The organism is Pseudomonas sp. LBUM1668, from assembly GCF_059695715.1.
The window spans coordinates 954843-969680 of the sequence record NZ_CP166787.1 but is presented as its reverse complement, the minus strand read 5'-3'; the positions used below and the strand labels follow the sequence as shown (position 1 = coordinate 969680).

Here is a 14838-nt window from a genome sequence, read left to right as displayed (position 1 = left end):
CTCATTTGGCGTCTTTGCTAACGGTATTGAGCAGGAATTTACCGATCAGGTCTTCCAGTACCAGAGACGACTGCGTGTCGTGGATGGTTCCACCATCCTTCAGAGCGGTGTCTTCCCCGCCTACGCTGATACCGATGTACTTCTCGCCCAGCAGACCCGCGGTCAGGATAGACGCTGTGGAGTCAGTCGGCAGATTGTCGACTTTTTTATCCACTTGCAGGGTCACCCGACCGGTGAAGCTGTCGCGATCCAGATCGATTGCAGTGACCTTGCCGATGGTGACACCGGCCATGGTCACTTTGGCTCTGACCGTCAAACCGGCGATATTGTCGAAATACGCATAAAGTTTATAGGTCTCGGTGGTCGAAGTCGGAGACAGCCCACTGACCCGCAAAGCAAGCAGCAACAGAGCCAGGATCCCTGCCAGCAGGAACAGGCCGACACCGATTTCCAGGGTGCGGTTTTGCATCAGAAATCTCCAAACATCAAAGCGGTCAGAATAAAGTCCAGGCCCAGTACTGCCAGCGAGGCAAACACTACGGTCTTGGTGGTGGCACGACTGATCCCCTCGGAAGTGGGCTCACAGTCATAGCCTTGGAATACGGCGATCCAGGTCACGACAAAGGCGAAAACGATACTTTTGATGACGCCGTTGAGCACGTCACTGGTGAAGGTCACACTGTTTTGCATGTTCGACCAGTAAGACCCTTCATACACACCCAGCCAGTCGACAGCGACCCACGAACCGCCCCAGATGCCCACCACGCTGAAAATCATTGCCAGCACCGGCAGGGAAATGAAACCGGCCCACAGTCGCGGGGCAATAATGTATTTAAGCGGGTCGACACCGATCATTTCCAGACTGGAAAGCTGTTCGGTGGACTTCATGTTGCCGATTTCCGCGGTCAACGCCGAACCGGCGCGCCCGGCAAACAAAAGCGCGGTCACCACCGGGCCAAGCTCACGCAGCAGCGTCAGCGCAACCATCTGCCCTACCGCCTGCTCCGATCCGTAGCTCGACAGGATGCTGAACCCCTGCAACGCCAGAACCATGCCGATGAAAACCCCGGAGACCACAATGATTACCAGCGACATGACGCCGACCGAATGCAGTTGCTTGACCAGCAGGCCAAATCCGCCGCTGATGCCGCCACGTCCAACCAAAGCATGAAACAGGAACAGCGTCGCCCGACCGAACACCGCAATGGCGTCGATCGCCGCTTCGCCGAACCGGCGCACGCGTTCTATTAATGAAATTCTGCGCATCAGCGCTTCCCCAGAAGATCTGCGCGGTAGTCCGTCGCTGGAAAATGGTACGGCACCGGGCCATCGGGATTACCGGACATGAACTGACGGATACGCGGCTCGTCCGAGTTCATCAACTCGTCCGGCGTACCCTGCCCCAGCACCTGACCATCACCCACTACATAGATATAGTCGGCAATGCTCGCGGTTTCAGCCAGATCGTGGGACACCACGATACTGGTGATGCCCAGCGCATCATTGAGCAAACGGATCAGACGCACCAATACGCCCATGGCGATCGGGTCCTGACCGACGAATGGTTCGTCGTAAAACAGGATCTGCGGATCCAGTGCAATGGCACGGGCCAGAGCCACGCGACGCTTCATGCCGCCGGACAGTTCATCGGGCATCAGCTCGATGGCACCGCGCAAACCGACCGCCTGCAATTTGAGCAGGACGATGTCGCGGATCATTTCTTCCGGCAACTCGGTATGAACGCGCAGGGGAAAAGCGACGTTCTCGAAGACATCGAGATCGGTAAACAGCGCGCCGCTCTGAAACAGCACACCCATGTGCTTGCGCGCATCGAACAGATCGCTGCGCGACAGCGCAGGCAGGTTCTGACCGTTGACCCAGACTTCGCCGCTGGCAGGGCGCAACTGAGCCCCCATCAACCGCAGCAGCGTGGTCTTGCCACACCCGGAAGGTCCCATGATGCCGGTGACCTTGCCGCGCGGGATGCGAATATCGACGTTATTGAAAATGCTGCGCGCACCGCGCTTGAAGGAGACTCCCTTCAGCTCGACCGCGTAGGCGTTATCGGCACTCATCTAAACTCCTTGCGATGCAGCCTCTCACTCGGACGCCTGGCTTTGGTTAAAAAGCACGTACGTCCCGGGCAGGCCGAACTGGCGGCGAACTATATCACTGCAAAGGCCAAGCGCCCAAGGCTTGTACCGCCCCGTGTTCAGCGAGATGACAGGTGCGGAGGCGCTTTTGCCGGGTTTTGGTAACACGGGATGACAAAGCATGACGAACTTGCGTGAGGCTTTGCTACATAACCGCTATAATCGCCGCCTTTTCATCGGGCTATACGATTTCTGACATGAGCCAATCCAGCGACCTGATTCAATCGGCACAACGCACCATTCGCCTCGAAGTGGAAGCCGTACAAGGCTTGTTACCCCATATCGACGCCGATTTCGTACGCGCCTGCGAGATGATTCTGGCCAGCAAGGGCCGTGTGGTCGTGGTCGGCATGGGCAAATCAGGGCACGTCGGCAACAAGATCGCCGCGACCCTGGCCAGCACCGGCACCCCGGCTTTTTTCGTTCACCCGGCCGAAGCCAGTCATGGCGACATGGGCATGATCACCCGTGATGACGTGATCCTGGCCCTCTCAAACTCCGGCTCGACCAACGAAATCGTCACCTTGCTGCCGTTGATCAAGCGTCTGGGCATCCAGTTGATCAGCGTCACCGGCAATCCGGCCTCGCCGCTGGCCAAAGCCGCCGAAGTGAACCTCAACGTTCACGTCGAGCACGAAGCCTGCCCGCTGAACCTGGCGCCAACCTCGTCGACCACCGCAGCCCTGGTCATGGGCGATGCCCTGGCCGTGGCATTGCTGGAAGCTCGCGGGTTTACCGCTGAAGATTTCGCCTTCTCCCATCCAGGTGGCGCCCTTGGCCGTCGCCTGTTGCTGAAAGTGGAAAACGTCATGCACGCCGGGCAGGAGTTGCCGCAGGTGCAACGCGGTACGCTGCTCAAGGACGCGCTGATGGAAATGACTCGCAAGGGTCTGGGCATGACCGCCATTCTGGAAGCCGACGGCAAACTCGCCGGGATCTTCACCGACGGCGATTTGCGCCGCACCCTTGATCGCAGCATCGATATTCGCAGTGCGACCATCGACCAGGTGATGACAGCCCACGGCAAGACCGCCCGGCCCGAGATGCTCGCCGCCGAAGCCCTGAAAATCATGGAAGACCACCGAATCAACGCACTGGTAGTTGTCGACGAGGAGGATCGCCCGGTCGGCGCCTTCAACCTCTCCGATCTGCTGCGCGCAGGAGTGATGTAAATGAGCGACGATCTGCTGCAACGCGGCAAAGCCATCAAACTGGCGGTTTTCGACGTCGACGGCGTCCTCACTGACGGACGCCTGTACTTTCTTGAAGACGGTAGCGAATTCAAGACCTTCAACACCCTCGACGGTCAAGGCATCAAAATGCTCATGAACGCCGGCGTGCAGACCGCTATCATCAGCGGTCGCAAGACGCCAGTGGTCGAACGCCGGGCAAAAAACCTCGGCATCCCGCACCTGTTTCAGGGACGCGAAGACAAATTGGTGGTTCTGGACGGCCTGCTTGAGCAACTGGGCCTAAGCTATGAACAAGTCGCCTATCTGGGCGACGATTTGCCTGACCTGCCGGTGATCCGCCGCGTCGGCCTGGGCATGGCCGTCGCCAACGCTGCTGATTTCGTCCGCGAACACGCCCATGGCGTTACCCGCGCCCGAGGTGGTGAAGGTGCTGCCCGCGAATTCTGCGAATTGATCCTGCGCGCCCAGGGCCGCCTCGATGCGGCCAACGCCGCGTACCTGTGAGCCAAACCATGTTCAGCAAAAAATTTCGTAACTTCCTGCTGTTCGGCTGCATCGCTGCGTTATTTGCAGCGGTCGGCTACTGGAACATCAGCCCGGAACGCTTCCTCGACAAGCCTCCGACCACGTCTGTGGAAAATCCTATCGACTGGTATGCGACCAACACGCATACCGTGCAATACCTGCCGGACGGCAAAGTGCAGTATGAAATGACGTCCGACAAGGCCGAGCACGTCAAGGCGACCGACATCACGCTGGTCACCAAGCCCGACCTGAACATGTACCGCGGAACGGATTTCCCGTGGCACGTGACCAGCGAACGCGGCGAAGTGAATTCGGGCGGCACCGAAGTCGAATTGATCGATTCGGTACGCATCAAGCGCACCGATGAAAAGAAACGTGACACGCTGATCACTTCCACTCGCATGACAGTGTTCCCGCAGCGGGAATATGCGCAGACCGAGCAACCCGTTAGAATCGAGGGCGCTGGCGGTGTATCGACTGGCGTAGGAATGAAAGCGTACCTGAAGGAAAGCAGGATACACCTGCAATCGAACGTAAGAGGACAGTATGAGGCTCGTTAAAACCCTCCCTATTTTGCTCAGTCTGGGCGCAGCACTGGGAAGCGTGAGCGCCTGGGCTCTGCCGAACGATCAAGAGCAGCCAATCCGCATTCAGGCCGACGATGCCCAGCTGGACGACAAGAACGGCGTAGCTACCTATAAAGGTGACGTGATCATCACTCAGGGCTCGATGATCGTCAAAGGCAACACCGTGACCATCACCCGCACCTCGACCGGTGATATCGACGTTGTGACGTCGGTCGGCAACCTCGCCTACTTCGAACAACTGCAGACTGCCGGCGACACCAAGCCAGTTCAGGGCTGGGGCGTGACGATTCAGTACCACGCCGCGCAAAATCGCGTCGTCCTGATCGATAAGGCCAAGGTTGTCGATAAAGACAACAACACCACCCAGGGCGAGAAAATCGTCTACGACACCGTGAAGAAACTGGCCAGCGCCGGTCGCGCTACCGGCAGCAAAGTCACCGAATCGCGTCCGCGCATCGACATGGTGATCCAGCCGAAGAAGAAAACCGAAGAGAAAAACCAGTAATGGCAACTCTGAAAGCTCAGCACCTGGCCAAGGCCTATAAAAGCCGCCAGGTCGTGCGTGACGTCAGCCTGTCGATCGACAGCGGTCAGATCGTCGGCCTGCTCGGCCCCAACGGTGCCGGCAAGACCACGTGCTTCTACATGATCGTCGGCCTGGTTCAGGCTGATCAGGGCCGTGTGCTGATCGATGATCTGGACGTCAGCCACCAGCCAATGCACGGTCGTGCAAAGGCCGGTATCGGCTATCTGCCGCAAGAAGCGTCGATCTTCCGCAAACTGTCGGTAGCCGACAACATCATGGCCATCCTCGAGACCCGTCAGGAACTCGACAAGGCCGGTCGTCGCAAGGAGCTGGAAAGCCTGCTGCAGGAATTCCACATCAGCCACATCCGCGACAACCTCGGCATGAGCCTGTCCGGTGGTGAACGCCGCCGGGTGGAAATCGCCCGCGCGCTGGCGACTGCGCCGAAATTCATCCTGCTCGACGAACCGTTCGCCGGTGTCGATCCGATTTCGGTCGGCGACATCAAGCAAATCATCCACCATCTCAAAGCCAAGGGCATCGGTGTTCTGATCACCGACCACAACGTGCGCGAGACGCTGGATATCTGCGAAACCGCTTACATCGTCAACGACGGTCAGCTGATCGCCGAAGGTGACTCCGCTACCATCCTGGCCAACGACCTGGTCAAGGAAGTGTATCTGGGCCACGAGTTCCGCCTGTAAGCGTAAAGGTGCCCGGTGAGCCGCCCGGGCGCTGTATCGGTTCAAGCAGAATTTAATACGCTTTAATTGTTACAGCGCTCTAGGCAAACACTTCAGTTTCAGGCATATAATTTGCTTAAGTTTGGCGCTTCGGCGCCCTGTAGTGGATGGCGCATCGCGCCGGCGAATAAGGTGTTAAGCCCCTGCCATGAAACCATCGCTAGTCTTGAGAATGGGCCAGCAGCTGACGATGACACCGCAGCTGCAACAGGCTATCCGTCTGCTCCAATTGTCGACCCTGGACCTGCAACAGGAAATTCAGGAGGCCCTGGAATCCAATCCGATGCTCGAACGCCAGGAAGAAGGCGAAGACTTCGACAACACCGACCCCCTGGCTGACAACGCCGAACAGAAGCCCAACACCGATATCCAGGAACCCTCCTATCAGGAAACCGCCCCGACGGTGGATAACCTCGAGGAAGGCGACTGGAGCGAGCGCATCCCCAACGAACTACCGGTCGACACTGCCTGGGAAGACGTCTACCAGACCAGCGCCAGCAGCCTGCCGAGCAGCGATGATGACGAGTGGGACTTCACCACGCGCACTTCAGTGGGCGAAAGCCTGCAAAGCCATCTGCTTTGGCAACTGAATCTCGCACCGATGTCCGACACCGATCGACTGATCGCCGTGACCCTGATCGATTGCATCAACAATCAGGGCTACCTGGACGAAACCCTCGACGAGATTCTCGAAGCGTTTGATCCGGAACTGGACATCGAACTGGACGAGATCGAAGCTGTTCTGCACCGCATCCAGCAGTTTGAACCCGCCGGCATCGGCGCGCGCAATCTCAGCGAATGCCTGCTGCTGCAATTGCGCCAGCTATCGGCCAAGACGCCTTGGCTGGCTGAAGCGAAACGTCTGGTCAGCGATTACATCGACTTGCTCGGCAGCCGCGATTACAGCCAGTTGATGCGCCGCATGAAGCTCAAGGAGGATGAGCTGCGCCAGGTTATCGAACTGGTACAGAGCCTCAATCCACGGCCGGGCTCGCAGATCGAATCGACGGAAGCCGAATACGTCGTTCCGGACGTCATTGTGCGCAAGGACAATGAACGCTGGCTGGTCGAGCTGAATCAGGAGTCGGTACCTCGTCTGCGCGTCAACGCTCAGTACGCAGGCTTTGTGCGTCGCGCCGATACCAGCGCCGACAATACGTTCATGCGCAATCAGTTGCAGGAAGCCCGCTGGTTCATCAAGAGCCTGCAAAGCCGCAACGAAACCCTGATGAAAGTGGCCACCCAGATCGTCGAGCATCAGCGCGGCTTTCTGGAATATGGCGACGAAGCCATGAAGCCGCTGGTGTTGCATGACATCGCCGAGGCGGTTGGCATGCACGAGTCGACCATTTCCCGGGTGACCACGCAGAAATTCATGCATACCCCACGCGGTATTTATGAACTGAAATACTTTTTCTCCAGCCACGTCAGCACCTCCGAGGGCGGCGAATGCTCGTCCACGGCGATCCGCGCGATCATCAAAAAACTGGTTGCCGCGGAAAATCAGAAAAAGCCGTTGAGTGACAGCAAGATCGCTGGTTTACTGGAGGCACAAGGCATTCAGGTGGCTCGCCGCACCGTCGCCAAGTACCGCGAATCCCTCGGGATCGCGCCTTCGAGCGAACGCAAGCGGTTGATGTAAGCCACGTTACAGCGTTCCAGTGGCAGGCTTTTCGGCCTGCCGCTTTATGCACTGGCAACGAAGGAGAAGCTGTATGCAAGTCAACATCAGTGGACACCAACTGGAAGTGACCGAACCTCTGCGCGACTACATCAATGAGAAACTTCAACGATTAGAGCGCCATTTCGACAAGATCACCAACGTGCAAGTCACGATGTGCGTCGAAAAGCTTAAGCAGAAAATCGAAGCCACCTTGCATATACCCGGCAGTGAAGTGGTCGCCAACGCAGAACATACCGATATGTATGCCGCGATCGACGCCTTGACCGACAAGCTGGACAAACAACTCAAAAAGCATAAGGAAAAGACCCAGAGCCTGCTCCAGGGCGCGACCGGTCGATAACCCCCTACCCCATGATCCGACTTGAAAGTATCCTGACCCCCGGCCGTTCCCTCGTGAACGTGCCGGGCGGCAGTAAAAAGAAAGCCCTCGAACAGATTGCCAACCTGATCGCCCGTGAAGTGCCGGATCTGGAGATGCAAGATGTCTTCGAGGCTCTGATTGCCCGTGAAAAACTCGGTTCTACCGGTTTTGGCAACGGCATCGCCATTCCTCACTGTCGCCTCAAGGGTTGCCAGTCGCCGATCAGTGCCCTGATGCACCTTGAAGCCCCTATCGATTTCGACGCCATTGATGGTGCGCCGGTTGACCTGCTGTTTGTACTGCTGGTCCCCGAAGCTGCCACCGATGCGCATCTGGAGTTGCTCCGCCAGATCGCCAGCATGCTGGATCGCAAGGATGTGCGCGATAAACTGCGCAGCGCTTCAAGCAATGAAGCCTTGTACCAGGTTGTTGTGGACGAGCAGAGCGGGCAGTAATCATGCGCTTGATCATCGTCAGTGGCCGTTCCGGCTCGGGTAAAAGTACCGCGCTCAATGTTCTTGAGGACAACGGTTACTATTGCATCGACAATCTGCCGGCAGGCTTGCTGCCGGAACTGGCTGAGCGCGCGCTGATTCACACTGAACTGGCGCAACCGCTGGTGGCGGTGTCGATCGATGCGCGCAACCTGCCAAGTCATCTCTCGCGTTTTCCCGAACTGCTTGAAGAAGTGCGCAGCCGCCATATCCAGTGCGATGTGTTGTATCTGGATGCCGACGAAGAAACCCTGCTCAAGCGTTTTTCGGAAACCCGTCGACGCCACCCGCTGAGCAACGCCAATCGTTCGCTGGCCGAGGCGATCCAGGATGAAACAGCCCTGCTGGGCCCCATCGCCGATCTGGCCGATCTGAAGATCAATACCACCAATCTGAACCTGTACCAGTTGCGCGACACCATCAAGCTGCGTTTGCTGAGTCAGCCGGAACCGGGCACGGCATTTCTGGTTGAGTCATTCGGCTTCAAACGCGGCGTGCCGGTGGATGCGGACTTGGTGTTTGACGTGCGCTGCCTGCCTAATCCTTACTGGAAGCCAGAGCTGCGTGCGCAATCGGGGCTCGATGAGCCGGTGGCCGAATACCTCGCAGCGCAGCCCGAGGTTGAAGAAATGTTCCAGGACATTTTCAGCTACCTGCACAAATGGCTGCCCCGCTTCGCTGCGAGCAATCGCGCCTACGTTACTGTTGCCATTGGCTGCACCGGCGGGCACCACCGCTCCGTCTACCTGACCGAACGCCTGGGTCAGGCCCTGCAGAAAACTCTGAAGAACGTCCAGGTTCGCCACCGCGACCTCACCTAAAGGATTCACACCGCGATGCCTGCTCTGGAAATCGAAATCATCAACAAACTGGGTTTGCATGCCCGAGCGTCGGCGAAGTTTGTCGGGGTTGCCGGTCAGTATCCCGACTGCACGATCAGAGTAGGCCGCACACCAGAAACAACGGTTGATGGCAAAAGCATCATGGCAATGATGATGTTGGCCGCTGGCAAGGGCACAAAGATTTATCTGAGTACCGAAGGCCATCAGGAACAGGAAGCGCTGGATGCGCTGGTGGCGTTGATCAACAACTACTTCGACGAAGGCGGCTGACAGCCAAAATCAAAAGATCGCAGCCTGCGGCAGCTCCTACATTGGAATGCGTTTCCTGTAGGAGCTGCCGCAGGCTGCGATCTTTTGATCTTCAACCCAGCGCCGTATCCATCACCATCATCAGACAAAACCCGATCAGCAAACCAAGACTGGCCAGCTTGTCATGACCATTGCGTCGCGACTCCGGAATCACTTCGTGGGTCACCACCAGCAACATCGCGCCGGCCGCCAGCGCCAGGCCTAACGGCAACAGCACCTGCGCCAGACTGACCAGCCACGCACACAACAGCGCAAACACCGGCTCGACCAGCCCTGACGCCGCGCCGATCAAGAACGCCTTGACCCGTGACATTCCTGCTCCAGCCAATACCAATGCAATCACCAGTCCTTCCGGTACGTCCTGCAAGGCGATGCCCATGGCCAGGCTGTCCGCGTCCGGCATGCCGCCGCCGGCCGATACCCCAACCGCCATTCCCTCAGGGATGTTATGGGCAATGATGGCGAACACGAACAACCAGATCCGCGGTGGAATCACCGGATGCTCGACGGTGCCAACGAGCATTTCCGGTGATGCACCGGACACCTTGCGATCCACCAGATACAGGCCGAACGCACCGAGCATGATGCCAAAGCAGATCAGGCCACTCGCCGCCCACGGTGTCAGACCCAGACTCTCTGCGGCAGCAATGCCCGGGACAATCAGCGAGAACGCCGTCGCCGCCAGCATCACCCCGGCACCGAAACCCAGTAATGTGTCGCTGAGCGCCAAAGGCATGCGCCGAATCACCAACACTGGCACCGCTCCGAGCGCGGTGCCGAGCGCGCAGATTGCGCCCCCCTGCAACGCCCGCGACAGCCTCGGTTCCAGATTCAGCCATTGCAGTCCGTGAGCTGCAAGCAAGGTCATGCCTGCCAGCAGCAAGAGCGATCCCACTGCGTAACGAAACATACGCCCGCTTCCGACCGCCAGTGTTTCAGTGCCCATAGTCAGCCTTGAATTGTTTTTTTAGGAGACTTAAACCAGTGCAGCCTGATAGCGCGCAGCCACTTCAGGCCAATTGATCACGTTGTAGAAGGCGTTGATGTATTCCGGCCGACGGTTCTGGTAGCGCAGGTAGTAGGCGTGCTCCCAAACGTCGAGGCCGAGAATCGGCGTATTACCGTTCATCAACGGACTGTCCTGATTACCGCTGCTTTCCACGACCAGTTTTTTCTCCGGGGTCACGCTCAGCCAGGCCCAGCCACTGCCGAAACGCGTCAGCGCAGCTTTGGTGAATGTTTCCTTGAAACTGTCGAGGCCACCCAGCTGTTCGTCGATGGCCTTGGCCAGCACACCGTCCGGTTTGCCGCCACCGTTGGGCACCATGACTTCCCAGAACAGCGAGTGGTTGGCGTGGCCGCCGCCCTGATTGATAACAGCAGCGCGAAGTTTTTCCGGCAACTGCTGAACGCTGGCCACCAGTTTTTCCACCGGCCATCCCGCGTATTCAGTGCCTTCCACCGCAGCGTTGAGGTTATTGATGTAGGTCTGGTGATGCTTGGTGTAGTGGATTTCCATGGTCTGCGCATCGATGTGCGGCTCCAGGGCATCGTAGGCATAAGGCAAGGCAGGCAAGGTAAAAGCCATTTCAATGGACTCCATGGTGATGTGGGGCTGGTGCGCGGCGCGCATTGCCGGTATCCGGGTGCAACAGACGCTGGGTACGCGGGTATTCGCCGTGGTCGCTGATGAAATTCAGCAGCTCGACGTAAGTTTTGCTGCTCTGGCGCAGCGCCGCCTCACGCAGCGCGAGGCGCTGACGTTCGTCCTGCATCGTCTGCAACAGCCGTTGATGGATTGCGCAAAGGTATTCGGCGCTCTCCTCCGGCTGATTCAGGCGCAGGTGCAGATCCGCCAGGTTGTGGTGGGAGATGACGCAGGCCGCCACCGCTTCGTCGGCATCGGCCCAGCGTTCGAACAACACTTGCGCCAGGGCCAGCGCTTGCAGGTAAGCCTCACGGGCATCGATCAGCTCGCCCAACATGAAGCAGCGATTGGCCCGTTCGATCGTGCGTTTCCAGTGCTCCATGGTGAGCCTCCAAAGCGGTTGCGGGGATTACACGCCGCCAGCGGTGAGTTTCTCGGGGTTGAGTAACTCTTCCAGCTGACTGCGCGACAGGTCGGTGTGCTCCAGCGCGACGTCGATCACCGGGCGACCCTGTTTGTAGGCCTGCTTGGCGATTTCGGCGGCTTTCTGGTAACCGATGATCGGGTTGAGTGCGGTGACCAGAATCGGGTTGCGCGACAGCGCTTCCTTGAGCCGCGACTCGTTGACCTTGAAGCTGGCGATGGCTTTGTCACCCAGCAGGCGACTGGAGTTGGCCAGCAGCTCGATGCTGCTCAACAGGTTCTGGGCAATGATTGGCAGCATCACGTTCAACTCGAAATTGCCCGATTGGCCGGCGATGGTGATCACCGAGTCGTTGCCGATCACTTGGGCGGCGACCATGGCGGTCGCTTCCGGGATCACCGGGTTGACCTTGCCCGGCATGATCGACGACCCCGGTTGCAGCGCCTCAAGCTCAATTTCGCCGAGACCGGCCAAGGGACCGGAGTTCATCCAGCGCAGGTCGTTGGCGATTTTCATCAGCGACACAGCGATGGCCTTGAGCTGCCCGGAGACCGCAACGGCGGTGTCTTGCGAGCCGATCAGCGCGAACAGGTCTTTGCCTTGGGTGAACTGCACATGGGTCAACTGGCTCAGTTGACGGCTGAACCGCGCAGCGAATTCCGGATGCGCGTTGATCCCGGTACCGACCGCCGTCCCGCCCTGCGCGAGGGATTGCAGGCTGGGCAGCAAGTCTTGCAAATGACCGATGTTGGCCTTCAGTTGCTGCGCCCAGCCGTTGAGCACCTGGCTCATACGCACCGGCATCGCATCCATCAAATGCGTACGACCGGTTTTGACGTGGTGATGCACTTGCTCGGCTTTGTGCTCGATGACCTGCACCAGATGCAGCAGCGCCGGCAGCAATTGTTCGTGCAGGGCCAGCGCAGCACTGACGTGGATGGTGGTCGGGATGATGTCGTTGCTGCTCTGGCCGCAGTTGACGTGATCGTTGGCATTGACCGGCTCGCCGAGCAGGCGACTGGCCAGGGTCGCGATCACCTCGTTGGCGTTCATGTTGGAGCTGGTGCCGGAGCCGGTCTGGAAGATATCCACCGGAAAATGCAGCATGAAATCGCCTTCAAGCAAGCCTTGGGCCGCGTCGCTGATGGCTTTGCCCTGAGCGGCGCTGATCTGGTTGAGTTCGACGTTGGCCCGGGCCGCGGCGGCTTTGGCCAGGATCAACGCGCGGATGAATTGCGTCGGCATCGGTTTGCCGCTGATCGGGAAGTTATCCACTGCGCGCTGGGTTTGCGCGCCGTAGAGAGCGTCCACCGGCACCTGCAATTCGCCCATGCTGTCGCGCTCAATACGAGTCTTGGTCATCAGTAAATCCTTGCACCAGTTCAATAAGAGGAATCGAGGGTTGCAACTCGCACGTCGCCAGTTGCCAGGTGTAGCATTGCCAGCGTTTGAGCCGGCATTTACACAGCGACAGGCGCTCCATTTCACGCAAGGGGCGCCAGGCTTGATCGAGACAGAGGCTGCGCCAGTGCCACGGCAACGCGATGTCGGTGGCCGTGTCGAGCAGCAATCGGAAGGAAGTTTCAGCGACAGTCCAGGGCGAGGTTGCCGTGCAACAAGACAGATACCGGCCCTCGGCCAGGTAATGTTCGATCAGGCGCGGTTCGTCAGGATCCATCGCGCATCGGATCTGACGACTCATCCAGCGCCAGCTTTCGAGGTACGGCTGCTCGTGCAAGGCAGAACTCATGATCCCGGGCTCATTCGATAATGAGATTTATTATTAGATGATAATGAGAACCAACACAAGAGCGCTCTTTGTAGGAGCTGCCGCAGGATGCGATCTTTTGATTTTGGTTTTTAGAAACAAGATCAAAGGATCGCAGCCTGCGGCAGCTCCTACAAAAGCAGGCATAAAAAAGGCGCGCCACCTGATCGGGTGGCGCGCCTTTTTGTGTACCGGGTGGAGGTTTAGCTGCCCGCCACCGTCATTCGCTCGATCAACACCGAGCCTGTGCGGATGTTGCTGCGCAGTTCCAGATCATTACCCACGGCAACGATTTGCTTGAACATGTCGCGCATGTTGCCGGCGATGGTCACTTCCTGCACCGCGAACTGAATTTCGCCGTTCTCCACCCAAAAACCCGCCGCCCCGCGCGAATAGTCGCCGGTCACCATGTTCAAGCCATGGCCCATCAACTCGGTGACCAACAACCCACGGCCCATGCGTCGCAGCAATGCAGCCTGGTCTTCGTCGCCATGGGTGACGAACAGGTTGTGCACGCCGCCAGCGTTGGCGGTGCTCGGCATGCCGAGTTTACGGCCGGAGTAAGTACCGAGGATGTACGACACCAACTCGCCTTTCTCGACGAACGGTTTGGCGTAGGTCGCCAAGCCATCTCCGTCGTAAGAAGCACTGCCCATGGCGCGCATCAAGTGAGGACGTTCATCGATGGTCAGCCACTCGGGAAACAGTTTCTGGCCCAGCGTGCCTTCCAGGAACGACGATTTTCGATACAGGCTGCCGCCGGAAACCGCCGAAAGGAAGCTGCCGAACAACCCACCCGCCAGTTCGGCGGAAAACAGCACCGGCACTTCACAGGTCGGCACCGGACGCGCGCCCAAGCGGCCCGCCGCTCTTTGCGCGGCACGTTGGCCGATGCTGACCGGGTCGGCCAGCAACTCGCCCTGACGACTCACGTCGTACCAGTAATCGCGCTGCATCTGGCCATCGGCCTCGGCGATCATCACGCAGCTCAGGCTGTGCCGTGTCGACGCATAGCCACCGATGAAACCGTGGCTGTTGCCATACACGCGGCAGCCCTGATGGGTGCTGAGTGTGGTGCCGTCGGCGTTTTTGATCCGCGCATCGGCATCGAAAGCAGCCGCTTCACAGAGCAACGCTTTCTCGATGGCCTGTTCCGGGGTGATGTCCCATTCGTGGAACAAGTCGAAATCCTGCTGATCCCTGGCCATCAACGCCGCATCGGCCAAGCCAGAGGCTTCATCCTCGGACGTGTGCTTGGCGATCGCCAGTGCGGCAGCCACCGTCTCGCGAATCGCATCAGGGCCAGTGGCGGACGTGCTCGCAGAGCCTTTGCGCTGGCCGACATACAAAGTGATGCCAAAGCCCTGATCGCGGTTGAATTCGACTGTTTCGACCTCGCGCTGACGCACTGATGTCGACAGGCCCTGCTCCAGCGACACCGCGACTTCGCAGGCACTGGCGCCCTGGCGCTTGGCTTCGGCGATGATCTGCTCGACTTGTTCCTGCAGTGCCGGCAATGCCTGCGGGCCGACGCTTTGAACTGCACTCATGCTCATCTCCACTCAAATTCTGCTTTCGGCT

General features: G+C 58.7%; 19 protein-coding genes. 10 read left to right on the top strand and 9 right to left on the bottom strand.

The annotated features are described in order from the left end of the window. Window position 1: 1 nt before the first annotated feature. The 3 genes from mlaD to ACA061_RS04195 are packed head-to-tail and all read right to left on the bottom strand — an operon-like array spanning window position 2 to window position 2075. On the bottom strand, window positions 2-469 hold the full coding sequence (mlaD, locus tag ACA061_RS04205) for an outer membrane lipid asymmetry maintenance protein MlaD (RefSeq protein WP_150595037.1): 468 nt from the start codon (window positions 467-469) through the stop codon (window positions 2-4). Beyond that, a complete protein-coding gene (gene mlaE / locus ACA061_RS04200; RefSeq protein WP_042557673.1) occupies window positions 469-1266 on the bottom strand; it encodes a lipid asymmetry maintenance ABC transporter permease subunit MlaE in 798 nt (265 codons plus the stop codon). The genes mlaD and mlaE overlap by 1 nt, the downstream gene beginning before the upstream one ends. After that, window positions 1266-2075 carry an ATP-binding cassette domain-containing protein gene (locus ACA061_RS04195; protein ID WP_150604406.1) on the bottom strand — a complete coding sequence of 270 codons (810 nt, stop codon included), beginning with the start codon at window positions 2073-2075 and terminating at the stop codon, window positions 1266-1268. Before ACA061_RS04195 ends, mlaE begins: the two co-directional genes overlap by 1 nt. Window positions 2076-2350: 275 nt before the next feature. Here ACA061_RS04195 and ACA061_RS04190 point away from each other — a divergent pair, with 275 nt between their 5' ends. The 10 genes from ACA061_RS04190 to ACA061_RS04145 all read left to right on the top strand — a co-directional run bounded on the left by ACA061_RS04190 (window position 2351) and on the right by ACA061_RS04145 (window position 9378). Beyond that, entirely contained in the window at window positions 2351-3325 is a 975-nt protein-coding gene (locus ACA061_RS04190; protein ID WP_150604407.1) for a KpsF/GutQ family sugar-phosphate isomerase, read from the top strand. Beyond that, complete coding sequence (locus tag ACA061_RS04185) at window positions 3326-3850, top strand: KdsC family phosphatase (protein ID WP_150604408.1); 525 nt, start codon at window positions 3326-3328, stop codon at window positions 3848-3850. Window positions 3851-3858: 8 nt separating this feature from the next. Beyond that, the gene (gene lptC, locus ACA061_RS04180) at window positions 3859-4431 is read left to right on the top strand and encodes an LPS export ABC transporter periplasmic protein LptC (protein ID WP_150604409.1); all 573 of its coding nucleotides are present in this window, start codon (window positions 3859-3861) and stop codon (window positions 4429-4431) included. Beyond that, window positions 4418-4963, top strand: a complete 546-nt coding sequence (gene lptA, locus ACA061_RS04175; RefSeq protein ID WP_150792345.1) for a lipopolysaccharide transport periplasmic protein LptA — start codon at window positions 4418-4420, stop codon at window positions 4961-4963. The genes lptC and lptA overlap by 14 nt, the downstream gene beginning before the upstream one ends. After that, complete coding sequence (lptB, locus tag ACA061_RS04170) at window positions 4963-5688, top strand: LPS export ABC transporter ATP-binding protein (protein ID WP_007953572.1); 726 nt, start codon at window positions 4963-4965, stop codon at window positions 5686-5688. Before lptA ends, lptB begins: the two co-directional genes overlap by 1 nt. 187 nt (window positions 5689-5875) lie before the next feature. Continuing rightward, window positions 5876-7369, top strand: coding sequence for an RNA polymerase factor sigma-54 (locus tag ACA061_RS04165; RefSeq protein ID WP_210554520.1), 1494 nt, complete (start codon window positions 5876-5878; stop codon window positions 7367-7369). 73 nt (window positions 7370-7442) lie between these two features. Continuing rightward, window positions 7443-7751, top strand: a complete 309-nt coding sequence (gene hpf, locus ACA061_RS04160) for a ribosome hibernation-promoting factor, HPF/YfiA family (protein ID WP_047299778.1) — start codon at window positions 7443-7445, stop codon at window positions 7749-7751. Between the two features lie 11 nt (window positions 7752-7762). Next, window positions 7763-8227, top strand: a complete 465-nt coding sequence (gene ptsN / locus ACA061_RS04155) for a PTS IIA-like nitrogen regulatory protein PtsN (RefSeq protein WP_042557664.1) — start codon at window positions 7763-7765, stop codon at window positions 8225-8227. 2 nt (window positions 8228-8229) lie between these two features. Beyond that, complete coding sequence (rapZ, locus tag ACA061_RS04150; RefSeq protein ID WP_497300663.1) at window positions 8230-9087, top strand: RNase adapter RapZ; 858 nt, start codon at window positions 8230-8232, stop codon at window positions 9085-9087. A gap of 15 nt (window positions 9088-9102) precedes the next feature. Beyond that, complete coding sequence (locus tag ACA061_RS04145) at window positions 9103-9378, top strand: HPr family phosphocarrier protein (protein WP_008085079.1); 276 nt, start codon at window positions 9103-9105, stop codon at window positions 9376-9378. Between the two features lie 91 nt (window positions 9379-9469). Here the strand turns inward: ACA061_RS04145 and ACA061_RS04140 are convergent, their stop codons facing one another. The 6 genes from ACA061_RS04140 to pmbA form a co-directional block, all read right to left on the bottom strand. Further along, window positions 9470-10363, bottom strand: coding sequence for a ZIP family metal transporter (locus ACA061_RS04140; RefSeq protein WP_150604415.1), 894 nt, complete (start codon window positions 10361-10363; stop codon window positions 9470-9472). 30 nt (window positions 10364-10393) lie between these two features. After that, window positions 10394-11005, bottom strand: coding sequence for a superoxide dismutase (locus tag ACA061_RS04135; RefSeq protein WP_150617132.1), 612 nt, complete (start codon window positions 11003-11005; stop codon window positions 10394-10396). 1 nt (window position 11006) lies between these two features. After that, a complete protein-coding gene (locus ACA061_RS04130; RefSeq protein ID WP_042557660.1) occupies window positions 11007-11447 on the bottom strand; it encodes a DUF2753 family protein in 441 nt (146 codons plus the stop codon). A 27-nt stretch (window positions 11448-11474) separates the two neighbouring features. Next, entirely contained in the window at window positions 11475-12851 is a 1377-nt protein-coding gene (locus ACA061_RS04125) for a class II fumarate hydratase (protein ID WP_150617131.1), read from the bottom strand. After that, window positions 12832-13239 carry a FagA protein gene (locus ACA061_RS04120; RefSeq protein WP_210554518.1) on the bottom strand — a complete coding sequence of 136 codons (408 nt, stop codon included), beginning with the start codon at window positions 13237-13239 and terminating at the stop codon, window positions 12832-12834. The genes ACA061_RS04125 and ACA061_RS04120 overlap by 20 nt, the downstream gene beginning before the upstream one ends. 221 nt (window positions 13240-13460) lie before the next feature. Continuing rightward, window positions 13461-14807 carry a metalloprotease PmbA gene (gene pmbA, locus ACA061_RS04115; protein ID WP_042557657.1) on the bottom strand — a complete coding sequence of 449 codons (1347 nt, stop codon included), beginning with the start codon at window positions 14805-14807 and terminating at the stop codon, window positions 13461-13463. Window positions 14808-14838: the final 31 nt, after the last annotated feature.